This window comes from Nocardioides sp. LHG3406-4 (assembly GCF_049897745.1).
Classification (GTDB): domain Bacteria; phylum Actinomycetota; class Actinomycetes; order Propionibacteriales; family Nocardioidaceae; genus Nocardioides.
On record NZ_JAFCWV010000003.1, the window covers coordinates 197,781 to 215,099 of the forward strand.

Genomic DNA, 17,319 nt, shown 5'->3' on the forward strand with positions numbered 1-17,319 from the left:
CTGACCGCGCGCGCATGCAGTACGTCCTCTACATCGTGCGTCGCCTCGCGATGCTGGTCCCGGTGCTGTTCGGGATCACCCTCGTGGTCTTCCTCCTGGTCAAGCTGGTGCCGGGTGACCCGGCCGTCACCTTGCTGGGAACCCACGTCACCGACGAGGCCGTGGCTGCGCTGCACGAGCAGATGGGGCTCGACCAGCCGTGGTGGCACCAGTACCTGACGTTCCTGGGCAACGCCCTGCAAGGGGACCTCGGGGACTCCTACCAGTTCCGCGGCGTCTCGGTGTCCAGCCTGGTCTTCGGCAACCTGGCGCCCACGGTGTGGCTGGTCGTGGCGGGCGTGGTCCTGGCGATGGTGGTCACGGTGCCGCTCGCGATGATCTCGGCCAGCCGTCCCGGCGGGGCGGCCGACGGCGCGATCCGGGTCATCCCGCTGGTCGGCATCGGGCTGCCGTCCTTCTGGGTCGGCATCATGCTGGTGCTCCTGCTGGGACTGAAGTTCCCGATCCTGCCCGTCTCCGGTTTCGGTGACTCCTTCGCCAGTCACCTCGAGCACATCGTGCTGCCGGCCATGACGGTGGCGCTGATCCAGATGCCGATCCTGATCCGAAGCCTCCGAGCATCCCTGATCGAGGTGCTGGCCAGCGACTACGTGGTGACGGCGAGGGCCAAGGGACTGGGTCGGTCGCGGGTGCTCTTCGGCCATGCCCTGCGCAACGCGTCCGTATCGACCGTCACGGTCCTCGGCGTCAACCTCGCCTACCTGGTGGGGGCCACGGTCGCGGTGGAGAAGGTCTTCGCCCTCAACGGCATCGGCTACCTCATGTACAACGCGATCCTGGGGCGCGACCTGCCGGTGATCCAAGGGGTGACGCTGGTGTTCGCCGTCTTCGTCGTCCTCGTCAACCTGGCCACCGACCTCGCGCACGCCGCCCTCGACCCTCGCGTCCGCATCGGATGAACCGACAGGTGATGTCATGACAACCCTGCCTCTTCCAGGCGCTCCCGCCGTCGAGGTGGTCCGGCAGCGGCGCGAGCGTGGCCGCCCGAACCTCGCGCTGGCCCTGGGCCTGACGATCTTCGGCCTTATCGTGCTCGCCGCCATCTTCGCGCCGCTGCTCACCTCTGCCGACCCGCTGAAGCAGGATCTCCTGAGCGCCCGGCTGGCGCCCGGCTCGCCCGGACATCTGCTGGGCACCGACGAGCTCGGCCGCGACGTTCTGGCGAGGCTGCTCTACGGCGCGCGGGTCGACCTGCGCGTCGGCGTGCTGGCGGTGCTGACGCCGCTGGTCATGGGCTCCCTGCTCGGCCTGCTGACCGGGTGGTTCGGCGGCTGGCTGGACATGATCGTGATGCGAGTCATCGACGTCGTGGTCGCCTTCCCCTTCTACATCCTGGTGATCGCCCTGGTCTTCGCGCTCGGCCAGGGGGCGACCAGCATCTACCTGGCGATCTCGATGGTGGGCTGGGTGGCCTACTGCCGCATCGTCCGCGGCCAGGTGCTGGTGGCCAAGGAGCAGGAGTACGCCCTGGCCGCTCGTGCGAGCGGGCTGCCGACCTGGCGGATCCTGATCCGACACCTGCTGCCGAACGTGATGCTGCAGGCCCTCGTCTACTCCATGAGCGACATCGTGCTGACGATCCTCGCGATCGTCACCCTCAGCTACCTCGGGCTGGGCATCTCCCCGCCGACGCCCGAGTGGGGCTCGATGATCGCCGAGGGCCAGAACTCGCTGATGACGCAGTGGTACCTGTCGACGATCCCCGGCCTGTGCGTCGTACTCGTCGGACTGTCCCTGGCCCTTGTCGCAGACGGCCTCGTCACCAGGTTCAACCGGCGATGAGTGAAGGGATGACCGTGCAGAGCACGTCTCAGGAGGCTGGCACCCCGGTGCTCGAGGGGGTCGACCTCCACGTGGAGATCCCCCTGCCGAGAGGGCGGCTGCATGCGGTCCGCGGGGTGTCGTTCGGCGTGGCGGCCGGCGAGGCCGTGGGCCTGGTGGGCGAGTCGGGCTCCGGCAAGAGCATCACGCTCCGCGCCCTCCTGGGTCTGCTCCCGGTGCCGGCCAGGGTGGTCAGCGGGTCCCTGCTGCTCGACGGCGTCGACGTCCTCGGGCTCTCACCGCGGCGGCGGCACCGCGCGCTCACCGACGCCGTGAGCATGGTCTTCCAGGACTCCCTGACCGCGCTCAACCCCGTGATGCGCGTGGGCGACCAGATCGCGGAGGTGCCCCGTCGACGGCTGGGGATGTCGAAGAGCGCCGCTCGGGCGCGCGCCATCGAGCTGATGGACCAGGTCGGCATCCCCGATCCCGAGCAGCGGTACCGCGCCTACCCTCACCAGCTCTCGGGAGGCATGCGGCAGCGGATCTGCATCGCGATCGCCCTCTCCACCGATCCTCGGGTGATCCTCGCGGACGAGCCGACGACGGCCCTCGACGTGACGATCCAGGCACAGGTCCTCCAGGTGATCGACCGGCTGCGCGTGGAGCGGAACCTCGGGCTGGTGCTGGTCAGCCACGACCTCGCGGTCGTCAGCCAGACCTGCAGCCGGATCTACGTGATGTACGCCGGCCGCGTGGTCGAGGCCGGTGAGGCCGCCGGGCTGCTGGGCGCGCCCCAGCACCCCTACACGTATGCCCTGCTGCGCTCGGTGCCCGATCCCGATGCGCCGGCGGAGCGCCTGCTCACCATTCCGGGTCAGCCTCCCGACCTCGTCACGGTCCCACCCGGCTGTGCCTTCGCGCCGCGCTGCGCCTTCGCCAGGGACGTCTGCACCGCGAACCCCGAGCCGCCGGACCTGGTGCCCGTGGGGCACCGGCACACGAGTGCCTGCGTGCGGTGGCAGGAGATCGAGCTCAGGGACACCGCCGACCTCACGAAGGAGCGCGCATGAGTGCCGTGACCGTGCCGACCCGCGGCGAGGAGGCCCTCGGGGTGAGCGGGCTGGTGCAGCACTTCTCCGTGTCTCGAGCGTGGACCGACCGGCTTCTCAAGAAGACCCCGCCGGAGCCGGTGAAGGCGGTCGACGGCGTGTCCTTCTCGCTGGCCCAGGGGGAGACCCTCGGACTCGTGGGGGAGTCCGGCTGTGGCAAGTCGACGTTGAGCCGCGCGATCATGGGGCTCTACCGGCCGACGTCCGGCGAGATCCGCTACGGGGGAACCCCGGTGCAGGGCCTGCCGAACCGGCAGCAGCGCCGGGAGACGCAGATGGTCTTCCAGGACCCCTACAGCTCACTGAACCCGCGCATGACCGTCGGGCAGATGCTGGGGGAGCTGCTGCGCTACCACCAGATCGTCCCGAAGGCCAAGGTGGAGGAGCGCAGCCGCGAGCTGATGGACCTGGTCGGGCTCCCCGAGGACGCGCTCGGTCGTCGGCCTCGGCAGTTCAGCGGGGGGCAGCGCCAGCGCGTCGGGATCGCCCGGGCCCTGGCGCTCGAGCCCAAGGTCCTCATCGCCGACGAGGCGGTCTCCGCTCTCGACGTGTCCGTCCAGGCGACGATCATCAACCTGCTCGTCGACCTGAAGGCGTCGCTCGACCTGTCGATGATCTTCGTGTCGCACAACATGGCGGTGGTCCGCCAGGTCAGCGACCGCGTCGCCGTGATGTACCGCGGCCGGATCGTCGAGATCGGATCCACGCAGCAGGTCTTCGAGGAGCCCGCGCATCCCTACACCCGGCTCCTCCTCGGGTCGGTGCCGCGGATGCTCACCACGCCGCACGCGGCGGTCTCCGAGGGCACAGCGGACCCGCTCGCAGTGGTCGACGGGGAGCCCGAGGCCGACGAGTCGCCGTACTCCGCGCACACCGTCGAGCACGGCGAGGGCCCCGGGTGCCGGTTCCGGCCGCGCTGCACCGTCGCGATGCAGCAGTGCGTGCAGGAGCCCGGTCTGCTCAGCGTGCTCGGCACCACGGAGCACTCGGCGGCCTGCTGGCACGTCGAGGACCCGGAGACCGTCGGCGGAGCCGCCCGGTGACCACGCCGATCGTCATCGGCAGCGAGCGCAGCGAGATCGGGTTGCCGGCGGCCATGTCGATCCTGCGCGACGGCGGCACCGCTCTCGATGCGGTCGAGGAGGCGCTGAGCCGCTGCGAGGACAACCGGGCCGACCTGTACGTCGGCACCGGCGGCCTCCCCAACGCCCGCGGCGAGGTGGAGCTGGACGCCTCGGTCATGGTCGGCTCCACCCGCGCCTTCGGTGCCGTGGCGGCCGTCAAGGGGTATCCACACCCGATCTCGATCGCTCGCGCCGTGCTCGAGCGGCTGCCGCAGCATGCCCTCCTGGTCGGGCAGGGGGCCGAGCTCTTCGCGGCCGAGTGCGGCTTCCAGACCGCGGACCTCCTGACGGAGGAGTCGCTCGCCGAATGGCGTCGGGCCCTCGCTCCCGCGCAGGCGCAGTCGGTCGAGGGCGAGAACACCTCGGCGACGTCCGGTGACGTCGCCTACCGCGTCGCGGCCCTCGAGCTCGTCCGACGCCTGGCGCCGCACGAGGGTCCCTGGGGCACGATCAACGTGCTCGCTCTGGACGCCTCGGGCGAGCTCGTCGCCGGAGTCTCCACCAGCGGGTACCCCTACAAGTATCCCGGCCGGGTGGGTGACTCGGCCGTCCCCGGCGCGGGCAACTACTGCGACCTGCGCTACGGGGCCGTTGCCTGCACCGGCCGCGGCGAGCTCTCGCTCCGGGCGACCGGCGCGCGGGTCGTGGTGGACCGGCTGGCCGCCGGCGACGACCCCGAGACCGCCTGCGCGGTGATGCTGGAAGATGCCGCCTGCCTGCCCGACGCGTTCCGCGCCGAGCTGCGCGTCCTCGCCCTGACACCGGACGGGCGCCACGGCGGCGCGGCCGGGCAGGAGGGGTCGACCTACGCCGTGATGAGCGCCGACGACGACGCGGTGAGGTTCCGGCCTCGCCGGGTGGTGACCGCGTGAGGATCCTCGACCTGCTCGGCGTACCTGTGCGCGCCGGCTTCTTCCGCGACGACCAGGCGAGCATCCGGGCGGGCGCCACCCACGACGGCTTCCTGTACTCCGACGCACCGCTCACGCCCGGGTTCCGGGCCGTGCGCGAGCCCGGCATGGCGGTGTCGCTCATGCTGCTGCTGGAGGACGGAAGGGTGGCGCTGGGCGACTGCGCCGAGGTGCAGTACGCCGGTGCGGGTGGCCGGTCCACGCTCATCGACCCCGACCGGCTGCTCGACGAGGCCGTGCGGGGGCTGCGGCCGGCGCTGGTGGGACGGGAGATCGACGGGTTCCGGCCACTCGCGGAGGAGATCGACGCGGCCCTGGTGGACGGCGGGCCGATATCGCTGCCGCTGCGCTACGGCATCTCCCAGGCTCTGCTCGACGCGGCCGCCCAGGCTGCCGGCGTCACGATGGCAGAGGTGGTGCGCGACGAGTACGACACGGGCGTCGAGCTGGCGCCGGTGCCGATCTACGCGCAGAGCGGTGACGATCGCTACAGCACGGTCGACAAGATGATCCTCAAGCGCGTCGACGTGCTCCCGCACGGGCTGATCAACACCATTGACGGCAAGCTCGGGCGGCGGGGCGAGCTCCTCCTGGAGTACGTCGCCTGGGTCCGCGACCGGATCCTCCACCTGCGGGTCGACGACTACGCCCCCGTCATCCACGTCGACGTCTACGGCACGGTCGGTCTCATCTTCGACGGCGACCTCGACGCGGTGGCGGACTATCTCGCCCGGCTGGCGAAGGAGGCCGCGCCGTTCCACCTGCGGGTCGAGCACCCGGTCGACGCGGGAGACCGGGAGGGGCAGATCGCGGCGTACGTGGCGCTCCGGCGGATGCTCGCGTCACGGGGCGCGGCCGTCGAGCTGGTGGCCGACGAGTGGTGCAACACCCTCGACGACATCCGGGCGTTCCTCGCCGCCTCCGCCGCCGACATGATCCAGGTCAAGACACCCGACCTCGGCGGCGTGGGCAACACCATCGAGGCGCTCCTCGACGTACGCCGCGCGGGCTTCGGCGCGTTCTGCGGGGGGACCTGCAACGAGACCGACGTCTCCGCGCGAGTCTCCGCCCAGATCGCGATGGCATGCGGCGCGGACCAGGTGCTGGCCAAGCCCGGGATGGGCGTGGACGAGGGACTCATGATCGTCGGCAACGAGATGACGAGAACCGCCGCGCTGGCGCGGACCCGGAGCCTCCGGGCAGCGCAGACCGACTGAGGAGGAAGCAGTGAAGGTATGGATCTCCTGCGACATGGAGGGTGTCGCCGGCGTCGTGGACTGGGTGCAGTGCATGCCCGACGACGCGGCCTCCTACGCCCGCGGCTGTGACCTGATGCTCGGCGAGGTCAACGCAGCGATCGACGGCGCCGTGGCGGCGGGCGCGGACGAGATCGTCGTGAACGACTCCCACGGCCGGATGTTCAACCTCGATCCTGCTGCCCTGCACGGGCGGGCGAGCTACCTGGCCGGGCGCCACAAGCCGCTGTACATGATGCAGGGGCTCGACGAGAGCGTGGACGCGATCTTCTTCGTGGGCTACCACGGCTCGATCTCGGGTTCGCCGTCCGCGATGTCCCACACCTACAACCCCGAGGTCTTCTCCGGAGCCCGCGTCAACGGGCAGTGGGTGGGCGAGAGCGGGCTGAACGCCCTGGTCGCCCAGCACTTCGGGGTCCCCATCGCGCTCGTGAGCGGTGACCAGGTCACTCAGCGCGAGACCGAGCCCTTCGCCCCGGACGCGGAGTACGTCGTCGTGAAGGAGTCGATCACCCGCTTCTCGGCGCTCAACCTCCATCCGGAGGAGTCCTGCGACCGGATCCGCGAGGCCGCCGGTCGCGCCGTCGAGCGGGTCGCCGCCGGTGCGGCCGTCACGTCGTCGATCGTGGTCCCGGTGCGGCTCGAGCTCGACGTGCGGACCGGGGACATGGCGGAGGTCGCCACGTGGGTCGGCGGTGTCGAGCGGGTGGAGGAGCGCACGGTGGCCATCGCCGGCGACGACCTCCTCACGGTCTTCCGGCGCTTCGTCGCGGTCAACTACATCACCCGTCAGGCTGGGGGGCGCTGAGTGAGCCGGCCCGAGCACCCGATGCCCGACCCGGCGCGCGAGCTCGTGCAGCTGGGTGAGTCGTACTTCGAGACCAAGCACCGCTACGACCCCTTCAACGCGACGCTGCTCGGCCTGACCGAGTTCGACGGCCTGACCGGCTCGGCGAGCTCGGAGGCCTCCGCTGAGGCGGCCCGGGCGTTCGCCGCTCTCCGCCAGCAGGTCGAGCGCCTCGACCCCACGGTCCTGGACGAGCCGCAACGGGTCGATCGGGAGGTGCTCACCGCACTCCTGCGCGGCGCCGAGACGGACGCGCGGCACAGCCTGTGGGCCGCGAACGTCTCGGGATCCGGCTACGTGAGCCGGCAGGGCACGCTGTTCCAGGCACTGGCTGCTACGACGGTCACGAGCCCGGAGTCGTGGGAGCGGTACCTGGCTCGGGTGGGTGCCGTTCCGGACTACCTCCGCGAGCTCGGGATCCGCTACCGAGAGGAGCTGGCCTCCGGGCGCCTGGCGACGCGGGTCGGCGTACGCCATGCCATCGGGCAGCTGCGATCCGACACCACGGCCGCGGGCCTTCTCCGGCCGGTCACCGGGGAGCCGGCAGCCGCCTGGCGGACCCGGGCCGTCGAGCTGGTGGACACCGTCGTACCGGCCCTGGGCGAGCTCGCCGATCTCGTCGAGGGCGAGCTGCTGCCGGTCGCCCGCGACGACGACAAGGTCGGCGTGTGCTGGATGGCCGGGGGAGAGGAGGCGTACGTCGACGCGTTGTTCCAGAACACCACGACGGAGCTGTCCGCCCAGGAGATCCACGAGCTCGGCCACGAGATGCTGGCGGAGCTCGATGACCGCTGGGCGGTCGTGGGACAGCAGGCATTCGGCCTGTCCGAGCGCACCGCGATCGCCGAGCGCCTCCGCTCCGACCCCGCGCTGCGGTTCGAGACACGGGAACAGATCGTCGACGTCGTCCGGGGTGCCCTGGGGCGGGCGGAGGACGCGCTGCCGCGCTACTTCCCGACCGACGTGCCGATCGGTGAGTGCGACATCGTCGAGCTGGGCGCCGAGGAGTCGGAGAACAGCGCCCTGGCCTACTACCGCCCACCGGCGGTCGACGGGAGCCGGAACGGGGCGCAGTGCATCGCGACCTCGGACCCGACCACCCGGTACCGATACGAGTACGAGGCGCTGTCGTTCCACGAGTCGGTGCCGGGGCACCACCTCCAGCTCGCCACCTCGCAGCTGCTGGACCTGCCCCGCTACCGGCGTCACCTGGATGCCGAGGTCTGCGGCTTCAACGAGGGCTGGGGGCTGTACACCGAGGACCTCGCCGACGAGCTCGGCCTCTACAGCGACGACTTCTCGCGCCTGGGCATGCTGTCGTTCCAGGCGCTGCGGGCATGCCGGCTCGTCGTCGACACCGGGATGCACGCGCTCGGGTGGTCTCGCGAGCGCGCCGTGACGTTCATGTGGGAGAACACCGCCACGACCCGCGAGCACGTCGAGCACGAGGTGGACCGCTACATCGTCTGGCCGGGCCAGGCCTGTGCCTATGCGGTGGGCAAGCGGGAGATCCTCCGCATGCGGTCGCGAGCCGAGGCAGCGCTCGGCCCGCGGTTCGACCTGCCGGCCTTTCACTGGGCGGTGATCCGCAACGGCCCGATCCCACTGTCGGTGGCGGACCACGAGGTGTCGACCTGGCAGGAGTCCCTGCTCGGCTGAGCGCCTGGGGGAGGACCGCCCCAGGGCCCCTGGTCGACGAGACGGGGAGCGGCCTCAACCCTCCTGCGTGCAGGCCCCGAGCAGGTCGATGGCCGTCTGCATGTGCAGCCGGATCGCCTCACGCACGCGCACCGGATCGCGATCTCGCAGAGCGTCGACGACCGCGACGTGCTCACGCACCGTCGCCGACGGGTTCTCGTAGAGCGACTCGAGCTGCGTCATGCAGATGCGCGACTCGATCAGGAGAGTCCCGTGGATCCGGGTCAGGCGCAGGCTTCCCGACTCGTCCACCAGGGCGGCGTGGAACTCGAGGTCGGCGTTGGTCAAGGCGGCCGGGTCGCCCGCATCGGCTGCCTCCTGCATCACCCGGCACCGGTCGGTGAGCCGCTGGACCGCCCCGTCGACGTCTCCGTCGAGCACCTGCTCGGCGGCGGCGCACTCGACGGCGTTGCGCACCATGTAGATGTCACGAACTCCCTGCTGCCCGAAGGCGACCACGAACACGCCGCGGTTGCGGGCCCGGGTGAGCAGGCCCTCCTGCATCAGGCGCTGCATCGCCTCGCGCACCGGTCCTCGGCTCACCCCGAACCGAGAGGCGAGCTCCACCTCGCTCAGCTGCTCGCCCGCCACGATGCGGCCGCGGAGGACCGCGCTCCGCAGCTGCTCGGCGATCTGCTCCGCGGTGGATCGAACGTCGATGTGGGTGAGCTCGCCGTCGGCGGCCGAGTTCGTCTGGGTCATCGCAGTCCTTCTCGGTCGTCAGCCATCGGATCCAGGCCGAGCATCCCATCCGCGGGGAGTCGGGTCATACGCACACATTGCGATCGTGTCCATGTTCGTTTGAAGATTGTTGACATGTTAGCAACGCGATGCGAGAGTCCCGTCACACCAGTTCCTCGCTGTGGCCGCGGTCCGGCATGAGCGAGCTCGCGAAAGGTCGAACGTCGTGTCTCGTCACCTGCGTCCCAAGAAGTCAGCCCTCGCCGTCTTGTCGTCCGTGCTGCTCCTCGCCTCGCTCGCCGCCTGCGGATCCAGCGACGCGAAGGAGGCGACGGTGGACAAGGACGCGGCCCTCTACGCCGCGCTTCCCCAGTCGATCAAGGACCGTGGCTCCCTGATCGTCGGCGCCGACATCAGCTACGCGCCGATGGAGTTCTACGACGAGGACGGCAAGACGCCGAAGGGCGCCGACATCGACCTGGCGAAGGCGCTCGGCAAGGTCCTGGGCGTGCCGGTGACCTTCGCCAACGGCACCCTGGCGAGCCAGATCACGACCCTGAACGCCAAGCGCACCGACGTCATCATCTCCGCGATGACCGACACCCCCGAGCGCCGCCAGGAGATCGACTTCGTCGACTACCTCAAGGCCGGGACGGCGATCGTGGTGAAGAAGGGCAACCCCGAAGGCATCGCCTCGCTCGACGACCTGTGCGGCAAGAAGGTCGCGGCCCTCCGCGGGACGACCCAGGAGGCGATGCTGGACGACCAGAGCGCCAAGTGCACCGAGGCGGGCAAGCCCGGTATCGAGCAGCTCAACTTCGACAACGACTCGCAGGGCCTGCTCCAGGTGCGGCAGGGCCGCGCGGTGGCGAACCTGAATGACTTCGCCGTGGCCAAGTACAACGTCGAGACCGCCGGCGGCGGGGACTTCTACGAGGTGGCGGGCGACCTGATCCCGGCCGTGGGCTCGTATGGGATCGGCGTACGCAAGGACGACGCCGAGCTCCGGGACGCCATGCTCAAGGCGGTCGAGACGATCATGTCCGACGGCTCCTACGACGCCGTGCTCGAGAAGTGGGGGCTCGAGGGGAGCGCGCTCGACGCGCCGGTGGTCAACGGCGGCCAGCCCGGTGCCTAGGAGGGCGAGGGACGAGGGCGGTCTCACGGCTCCACCGGCCGAGGCGTCGACCGGCGGGTCGAACGACGTCATCGAGGCGAAGCCGCTCACGCACTGGGGCCGGTGGGTCTCGGCGATCCTGGTCCTGGCCGGGGTGGCCTTCCTGGTCCGGGCGGCGCTGCAGGCGGAGATCAGCTACTCGACGACGTTCGACTTCCTGTTCTCCTCGACCGTCGTCACCGGGGCGCTGAACACGATCCTCATCAGTGTCGCCGCCCAGGCGGTCGGCATCGCGCTCGGCGTCGTGGCCGCGGTAATGCGCATCTCGGACAACCCCGTGACCAAGTACGTGTCGATGCTCTACGTGTGGCTGTTCCGCGGGACGCCCATCCTCGTGCAGCTGCTGCTCTGGTACAACCTGGCCCTGGTCTTCCCGATGATCCTCGGGCAGTCGACCAACGACCTGATGACGCCGTTCCTGGCGGCACTCCTCGGCCTCGGCATCAACGAGGGCGCCTACATGGCCGAGATCATCCGGTCGGGTCTGCTCTCGGTGGACGAGGGTCAGAACGACGCGGCCGCGGCACTCGGGATGAGCCGCCAGCAGGCGCTGCGACGCGTCGTGCTGCCGCAGGCGATGAGGGTCATCGTGCCCCCGACCGGCAACGAGTTCATCAACATGCTCAAGCTCTCGTCGCTGGCCTACGCCATCCAGTACGGCGAGCTCCTGCTCTCCGCGGTCAAGATCTACACCAACAACCTGCAGATCGTGGAGCTGCTGCTGACGGTCTCGATCTGGTACATCGCGATCACCTCGGTGTTCAGCGTCCTTCAGCACTTCGTGGAGCGGCGGTTCGCGCGCAGTGTCTCCGGCGGGGACGTCCGCCTGGGCTCCCGGATCTTCGCGAACCTCAAGCTGGGGAGGACGGCGTCATGACGGCGAAGCTGCGAGTCGAGAACGTCCACAAGCGGTTCGGGAGCACCGAGGTGCTGCGCGGCGTGACGCTGGAGGTGGCTGAGGGTGAGGTGGCCTGCGTGATCGGGCCCTCCGGGTCGGGGAAGTCCACGCTCCTGCGCTGTGTCAACCACCTCGAGAAGGTCCAGGCAGGCCGGATCTGGGTCGACGACGAGCTGATCGGCTACCGGCAGAAGGGCGGTCACCTCCACGAGATGCGTCCCAAGGAGGTCGCCCGCCAACGCCGCCACATCGGCATGGTCTTCCAACGGTTCAACCTCTTTCCGCACATGACGGCGCTCCAGAACGTCATCGAGGCACCCCGGACGGTGGCTAGGACGGCCGAGAAGCAGGCCATCGCGAAGGCCGAGCAGCTCTTGGACAGGGTGGGCCTCGCCGACCGCGCCGGGTTCTACCCGAGCCAGCTCTCAGGTGGCCAGCAACAGCGGGTCGCGATCGCTCGGGCGCTCGCCATGGACCCCACGCTCATGCTGTTCGACGAGCCGACGTCCGCGCTCGACCCGGAGCTCGTCGGCGAGGTGCTCGACGTACTCAAGTCCCTGGCCGTCGACGGCATGACCATGGTCGTGGTGACCCACGAGATGGGCTTCGCCCGGGAGGTCGGCGACACGCTGACGTTCATGGACGACGGCCAGGTGCTGGAGAGCGGGTCGCCGCGCGACATGCTCTCGAGTCCGAAGCATCCCCGCACCCAGGACTTCCTGCGGCGCGTCCTGTAGCGCGCCGGCTCCGAGCTCGACCGCGTCGAGGACCCGAGCCGGTTGTCTCCGCCGCCGTCGAGGCGCATCGTGGTAGCTGACGCTACGAGGAGGAGCCATGAAGGCGAGTGTCGGTGATCTCTTGTGGATCGAGAGCAACTCGGCGGAGCAGCACCGCAGGGAGGGTGAAATCATCGAGGTGCGCGGGCCGGACGGGGATCCGCCGTTCGTGGTGCGCTGGTTCGACGGTCACGAGGCCCTGTGCTACCCGGGGCCGGACGCCCGCGTGCACCCGCGAGATCCGGCGTAGCACCGGATCCGGTCCTGCTCGGCTATCGGTCGATGCTCTGGTGGAGGCTGGATCCGTGCGCGGGCTCTCGGGCGTCGTCCTTCTCGAGCTCCGCGGCGACGGACACGGTGAGTCCGCCGAGCAGGAACCCGACCACGCCGGCGGCGAGGGTGCTGGTGTTCATCTCGTGCTCCAAGGGTCTGGGTGGGTGAGCGGGCCGGTCAGTCGCGAGGGCGCGGGCGCCCCGGCTCGTCGTGGCCCGCAGGTGCGCTGTGTTCATCGCCGTGCATGTACTGGTGGGTCAGGGCGTGGCCCCTCCCCTTGTCGATGAGATAGCGGTTGACGGGGAACGCGGCGACGAAGGCTGCGCTGAGGGCGATCATCATGCCGATCCAGAAGATCGGGTTGACCAGGCCGGCGTCCATGGCGCCGGGGATGATCGCCATGACCAGGTTGTCGACGACCTCCATGACGGCGATGGAGAGGGTGTCGGCGGCGAAGACCACGCTCAGTGCGGCGAAGAAGCCCAGGCCGGCCTGGATCAGCGGCAGGGTGGACAGCGCGTAGCCGAAGAGGAAGGCAAGGCCGATGGCCAGCGCGATGGTGACGGAGCTGCTGAGTCCGAGGGCGGTGCCGATCAGCAGGCCGACGACCTCGCCGATCGCGCAGCCGGTGAGGCAGTGGAGCGTGGCGCTCGCGGCCATGCTGTTGCGGGATTTCATCGTGCATCCTCTCGTAGATACCCCGGCTGGTTTTCATCGGTTAGGGAGTGACCAATCCGATCGGCCTTGACTTCATACCATAGGGGGGTATTGTATTGGGCACGAGAGAACCTATCACTAGATACCGGAGGGGGGTACCTTGAGGATGAAGATTCCGATGAAGAACCTGGAAGGCGCCGAGATGACCGAGACCGAGCCGACTGCTGAGCAGCCCGCGCACCAGCACAGCTACATCGCCAACAACACCAAGGGCGACTACCTCAAGCGGCTGCGCCGCATCGAGGGCCAGGCGCGTGGACTCCAGCGGATGGTGGAGGAGGAGCAGTACTGCATCGACATCCTCACCCAGGTCTCGGCGATGACGAAGGCGCTCCAGTCGGTCGCGCTGGGCCTTCTCAACGAGCACATGTCCCACTGCGTCGTCGACGCCGCGCGCGAAGGCGGGCACGAGGCCGAGATCAAGATCAAGGAAGCCTCCGACGCGATCGCCCGGCTCGTCCGCTCCTGACCCGCCCCACCAGCCATAGCCAGCTACGACGAGAAGGAACGAGAACGATGAGTCAGACCAGCACCTACACCGTCACCGGCATGACCTGCGGCCACTGCGTCTCCTCGGTCACCGAAGAGGTCCAGGAGATCGCCGGCGTCGAGAACGTTGACGTGGTCCTGGAGACCGGTGCCGTGACCATCACTAGCGCCGACCCGATCGACGAGGCTGCCGTGCGGGCCGCTGTCGAAGAGGCCGGCTACCAGCTCGCATGAACACCGCCACCAGGGTCGCGGGGTTCGCCGTCGCGCTGGCGGCGGTGTTCGCCCTCGCGCTCGGCGTCGGCAAGGCGTTCGGACCCGACGCGGAGCCGGCGCCCACCGCCCACGACTCCCACGCTGCCGACGAGGCCGGCGCCCCGCGGCCGGCCTCGGCCGGCTCGGCAGACATCCCCGGAGGCCTGATGGTCTCGCAGGACGGCTACACGCTGGCGCTGGGGCAGTCGTCCGCCGCGGCCGGCGCTGACGTTCCCGTGCGTTTCACGATCACGGGTCCCGATGGCGAGCCGGTGACGGCGTACGACGTCGCGCACGACAAGCAGCTGCACCTGATCGCCGTACGCCGCGACTTCACCGGCTTCCAGCACGTCCACCCCGAGCTGTCACCCGACGGCACCTGGTCGACGGCGCTGGACCTCACAGGGGGTCAGTGGCGCCTCTTCGCCGACTTCAAGGCCACCGGCGCCGACGCGCTCACCCTCGGGGCCGACCTCGCCGTCGCCGGCGGCTACCGGCCCGAGCCCCCCGCCGGGGACTCACGTTCCTCGGAGGTCGACGGCTACACCGTCACCCTGGGTGGCGACCTGGCCGCCGGGGCGGACGCGGAGCTGACCCTCTCGGTGGAGCGCGACGGCGAGCCCGTCACCGACCTCGAGCCCTACCTCGGCGCCTATGGCCACCTCGTCGCCCTGCGCTCCGGCGACCTGGCCTACCTGCACGTCCATCCGGACGGCACTCCCGAGGACGGCACGACCCGGCCAGGCCCCGACATCGTTTTCCAGGCGGCGGTTCCGAGCACCGGGACCTACCACCTCTACCTGGACTTCAAGCACCGCGGAGTGGTCCGCACCGCCGGGGTCACGGTGAGCGCGGACGGCACCGTCGCCGCGTCCCCGACGGCCGACTCAGACGACGGCCACACCGATCACTGACCGCGACCGCCCACGAAGGAGGAGCAGTTGAGCACGACATCCACCCAGGCCATCGAGCTGGAGATTAGCGGCATGACCTGCGCCTCCTGCGCCAACCGCATCGAACGCAAGCTCAACAAGATCGAAGGCGTGACGGCCACGGTGAACTACGCCACCGAGAAGGCGAAGGTCACCTTCCCCGCAGGGCTGGCCCCCGCGGAGCTGGTGACGACCGTCGAGCAGGCCGGCTACGGCGCTGCCCTGCCGAGGCCGGAGGGCGCGGACGCGTCGACCGAGCCGGTCGAGGCTGAGGACCCCACCCGCTCGCTGCGCCAGCGCCTGCTGCTCTCCGCCCTGCTCACCGTCCCGGTCATCGCGATGGCGATGGTCCCGGCGCTGCAGTTCGAGTTCTGGCAGTGGCTCTCGCTCACCCTCGCCGCCCCGGTCGTGGTGTGGGGCGCCTGGCCGTTCCACCGCGCCGCGTGGGTGAACCTGCGGCACGGCACGTCGACGATGGACACCCTGATCTCGCTCGGCACGATCGCGGCGCTGGGCTGGTCGGTCTACGCCCTCTTCTGGGGTACGGCGGGGACGCCGGGCATGACGCACCCGTTCGCGCTGACCGTGGAGCGCACCGACGGCGCGGGCAACATCTACCTCGAGGCTGCGGCCGGGGTGACGACGTTCATCCTCGCGGGGCGCTACTTCGAGGCGCGGTCCAAGCGCCGCGCCGGTGCTGCCCTGCGAGCCCTCATGGAGCTGGGTGCCAAGGAGGTCGCCGTACTCCGGGACGGGCCGGACGGGCCGGTCGAGGAGCGCATTCCCACCGAGCAGCTGGCCGTGGGGATGAGGTTCGTGGTCCGGCCCGGCGAGAAGATCGCGACCGACGGGGTCATCGAGGACGGTATGTCTGCCGTCGACGCATCGATGCTCACCGGCGAGTCCGTGCCGGTCGAGGTGGGTCCCGGGGACGTCGTCGTCGGTGCCACGGTCAACGCCGGCGGGCGGCTCATCGTGCGCGCCAGCAGGGTGGGCGGCGACACGCAGCTCGCCCAGATGGCCCGCCTGGTCGAGGACGCGCAGAACGGCAAGGCGCAGGTGCAGCGCCTGGCCGACCGCGTCTCGGGCATCTTCGTCCCGATCGTGATCGCGCTCGCGCTGGGCACGCTCGGCTTCTGGATCGGCAGCGGTGCCGGGCTCGCGACGGCGATCACCGCGGCCGTCGCGGTCCTGATCATCGCCTGCCCCTGCGCTCTCGGGCTGGCGACGCCCACGGCGTTGATGGTGGGGACCGGCCGCGGGGCCCAGCTGGGGATCCTGATCAAGGGCCCCGAGGTGCTCGAGTCGACCCGCCGGGTCGACACCATCGTGCTCGACAAGACCGGCACCGTCACCACGGGCCAGATGCCGCTGGCCGACGTCGTCGCGGCCCCCGGCGAGGACCCCGACGAGGTGCTCCGGCTCGCCGGTGCCCTGGAGGACGCTTCCGAGCACCCGATCGCCCGGGCGATCGCGACGGGGGCCCGCGACCGACTCGGCAGCCAGTCGACCGTGGAGGACTTCGCCAGCCTTGAGGGCCTCGGCGTCCAGGGAGTCGTCCACGGCGACGGACGCAGCCACGCCGTCCTGGTGGGCCGGCCGCAGCTGCTCGCCGAGTGGTCCCAGAACCTGCCTGCCGAGCTGGACGCCGCGATGAGCGACGCCCAGGCCCGTGGCGGTACGGCCGTGGCGGTCGGTTGGGACGGCGCCGCGCGCGGTGTGGTGGTGGTGGCCGACGCCGTGAAGCCGACGTCGGCCGAGGCGATCATCCGGTTCCGCGACCTCGGGTTGCGGCCGATCCTCCTCACCGGCGACAACGCAGCCGTCGCCCGGTCCGTGGCCGCACAGGTCGGGATCGAGCCGGGCGACGTGATCGCCGAGGTCCTCCCGGCCGACAAGGTCGACGTGGTCAAGCGGCTGCAGTCCGAGGGCCGGGTCGTCGCCATGGTGGGCGACGGCGTCAACGACGCCGCCGCCCTGGCCCAGGCAGACCTGGGCCTGGCCATGGGCACCGGCACCGACGTGGCCATCGAGGCGAGTGACCTGACGCTGGTCCGCGGCGACCTCCGGGTGGCGGCGGACGCCATCCGCCTCTCACGTCGCACCCTCGGGGCGATCAAGGGCAACCTCTTCTGGGCGTTCGCCTACAACGTGGCGGCCCTGCCGCTCGCGGCGGCCGGGCTGCTCAACCCGATGCTGGCCGGTGCCGCGATGGCGTTCTCGAGCGTGTTCGTGGTCACCAACAGCCTGCGCCTGCGCCGCTTCCGGCCACTCACCCAGGTGCCGGCCACCGGACGCTGATGGGGGAGGAGCCCCAGCTGGGGCCGTGCGAGCCACGTTCGTCGCGCGCGC

19 protein-coding genes are annotated in these 17,319 nt (G+C 70.4%); 16 read left to right on the top strand and 3 right to left on the bottom strand.

Annotated features, from left to right (window positions below):
• Positions 1-14: 14 nt before the first annotated feature.
• The 8 genes from ACP7BP_RS12655 to ACP7BP_RS12690 are packed head-to-tail and all read left to right on the top strand — an operon-like array spanning position 15 to position 8,730.
• Positions 15-959 carry an ABC transporter permease gene (locus ACP7BP_RS12655; RefSeq protein ID WP_426244979.1) on the top strand — a complete coding sequence of 315 codons (945 nt, stop codon included), beginning with the start codon at positions 15-17 and terminating at the stop codon, positions 957-959.
• Between the two features lie 16 nt (positions 960-975).
• Positions 976-1,842: an ABC transporter permease gene (locus ACP7BP_RS12660; RefSeq protein ID WP_426244980.1), complete on the top strand. Its 867-nt coding sequence runs from the start codon at positions 976-978 to the stop codon at positions 1,840-1,842.
• The gene (locus ACP7BP_RS12665; RefSeq protein ID WP_426244981.1) at positions 1,839-2,894 is read left to right on the top strand and encodes an ABC transporter ATP-binding protein; all 1,056 of its coding nucleotides are present in this window, start codon (positions 1,839-1,841) and stop codon (positions 2,892-2,894) included. Before ACP7BP_RS12660 ends, ACP7BP_RS12665 begins: the two co-directional genes overlap by 4 nt.
• A complete protein-coding gene (locus ACP7BP_RS12670; RefSeq protein ID WP_426244982.1) occupies positions 2,891-3,976 on the top strand; it encodes an ABC transporter ATP-binding protein in 1,086 nt (361 codons plus the stop codon). Before ACP7BP_RS12665 ends, ACP7BP_RS12670 begins: the two co-directional genes overlap by 4 nt.
• Complete coding sequence (locus ACP7BP_RS12675) at positions 3,973-4,929, top strand: N(4)-(beta-N-acetylglucosaminyl)-L-asparaginase (protein WP_426244983.1); 957 nt, start codon at positions 3,973-3,975, stop codon at positions 4,927-4,929. The genes ACP7BP_RS12670 and ACP7BP_RS12675 overlap by 4 nt, the downstream gene beginning before the upstream one ends.
• Entirely contained in the window at positions 4,926-6,185 is a 1,260-nt protein-coding gene (locus ACP7BP_RS12680) for a methylaspartate ammonia-lyase (RefSeq protein WP_426244984.1), read from the top strand. Before ACP7BP_RS12675 ends, ACP7BP_RS12680 begins: the two co-directional genes overlap by 4 nt.
• 10 nt (positions 6,186-6,195) lie before the next feature.
• Entirely contained in the window at positions 6,196-7,032 is an 837-nt protein-coding gene (locus ACP7BP_RS12685) for a M55 family metallopeptidase (RefSeq protein WP_426244985.1), read from the top strand.
• Positions 7,033-8,730 (top strand): DUF885 domain-containing protein, encoded by a 1,698-nt coding sequence (locus ACP7BP_RS12690; RefSeq protein ID WP_426244986.1) that lies wholly within the window; start codon positions 7,033-7,035, stop codon positions 8,728-8,730.
• Positions 8,731-8,784: 54 nt separating this feature from the next.
• Here ACP7BP_RS12690 and ACP7BP_RS12695 read toward each other — a convergent pair whose 3' ends face one another.
• Positions 8,785-9,471 carry a GntR family transcriptional regulator gene (locus ACP7BP_RS12695; protein WP_426244987.1) on the bottom strand — a complete coding sequence of 229 codons (687 nt, stop codon included), beginning with the start codon at positions 9,469-9,471 and terminating at the stop codon, positions 8,785-8,787.
• A gap of 205 nt (positions 9,472-9,676) precedes the next feature.
• Between ACP7BP_RS12695 and ACP7BP_RS12700 the strand changes: the two genes are divergently transcribed.
• From ACP7BP_RS12700 to ACP7BP_RS12715, 4 genes are all read left to right on the top strand, one after another.
• Positions 9,677-10,588 carry an ABC transporter substrate-binding protein gene (locus tag ACP7BP_RS12700; protein ID WP_426244988.1) on the top strand — a complete coding sequence of 304 codons (912 nt, stop codon included), beginning with the start codon at positions 9,677-9,679 and terminating at the stop codon, positions 10,586-10,588.
• The gene (locus ACP7BP_RS12705) at positions 10,581-11,504 is read left to right on the top strand and encodes an amino acid ABC transporter permease (protein ID WP_426244989.1); all 924 of its coding nucleotides are present in this window, start codon (positions 10,581-10,583) and stop codon (positions 11,502-11,504) included. The genes ACP7BP_RS12700 and ACP7BP_RS12705 overlap by 8 nt, the downstream gene beginning before the upstream one ends.
• Positions 11,501-12,262: an amino acid ABC transporter ATP-binding protein gene (locus ACP7BP_RS12710; RefSeq protein ID WP_426244990.1), complete on the top strand. Its 762-nt coding sequence runs from the start codon at positions 11,501-11,503 to the stop codon at positions 12,260-12,262. Before ACP7BP_RS12705 ends, ACP7BP_RS12710 begins: the two co-directional genes overlap by 4 nt.
• Positions 12,263-12,359: 97 nt before the next feature.
• Positions 12,360-12,551, top strand: coding sequence for a DUF1918 domain-containing protein (locus tag ACP7BP_RS12715; RefSeq protein WP_426244991.1), 192 nt, complete (start codon positions 12,360-12,362; stop codon positions 12,549-12,551).
• Between the two features lie 22 nt (positions 12,552-12,573).
• Here the strand turns inward: ACP7BP_RS12715 and ACP7BP_RS12720 are convergent, their stop codons facing one another.
• Both ACP7BP_RS12720 and ACP7BP_RS12725 read right to left on the bottom strand, forming a co-directional pair.
• Positions 12,574-12,714, bottom strand: coding sequence for a hypothetical protein (locus tag ACP7BP_RS12720; RefSeq protein WP_426244992.1), 141 nt, complete (start codon positions 12,712-12,714; stop codon positions 12,574-12,576).
• A 37-nt stretch (positions 12,715-12,751) separates the two neighbouring features.
• Positions 12,752-13,252, bottom strand: a complete 501-nt coding sequence (locus ACP7BP_RS12725; RefSeq protein WP_426244993.1) for a DUF4396 domain-containing protein — start codon at positions 13,250-13,252, stop codon at positions 12,752-12,754.
• A 157-nt stretch (positions 13,253-13,409) separates the two neighbouring features.
• Between ACP7BP_RS12725 and ACP7BP_RS12730 the strand changes: the two genes are divergently transcribed.
• The 4 genes from ACP7BP_RS12730 (at position 13,410) to ACP7BP_RS12745 (ending at position 17,268) form a co-directional block, all read left to right on the top strand.
• Complete coding sequence (locus ACP7BP_RS12730; protein ID WP_426244994.1) at positions 13,410-13,760, top strand: metal-sensitive transcriptional regulator; 351 nt, start codon at positions 13,410-13,412, stop codon at positions 13,758-13,760.
• A gap of 47 nt (positions 13,761-13,807) precedes the next feature.
• A complete protein-coding gene (locus tag ACP7BP_RS12735; protein WP_426244995.1) occupies positions 13,808-14,014 on the top strand; it encodes a heavy-metal-associated domain-containing protein in 207 nt (68 codons plus the stop codon).
• The gene (locus ACP7BP_RS12740) at positions 14,011-14,949 is read left to right on the top strand and encodes a hypothetical protein (protein ID WP_426244996.1); all 939 of its coding nucleotides are present in this window, start codon (positions 14,011-14,013) and stop codon (positions 14,947-14,949) included. Before ACP7BP_RS12735 ends, ACP7BP_RS12740 begins: the two co-directional genes overlap by 4 nt.
• A 72-nt stretch (positions 14,950-15,021) precedes the next feature.
• Positions 15,022-17,268: a heavy metal translocating P-type ATPase gene (locus tag ACP7BP_RS12745; RefSeq protein ID WP_426245435.1), complete on the top strand. Its 2,247-nt coding sequence runs from the start codon at positions 15,022-15,024 to the stop codon at positions 17,266-17,268.
• Positions 17,269-17,319: the final 51 nt, after the last annotated feature.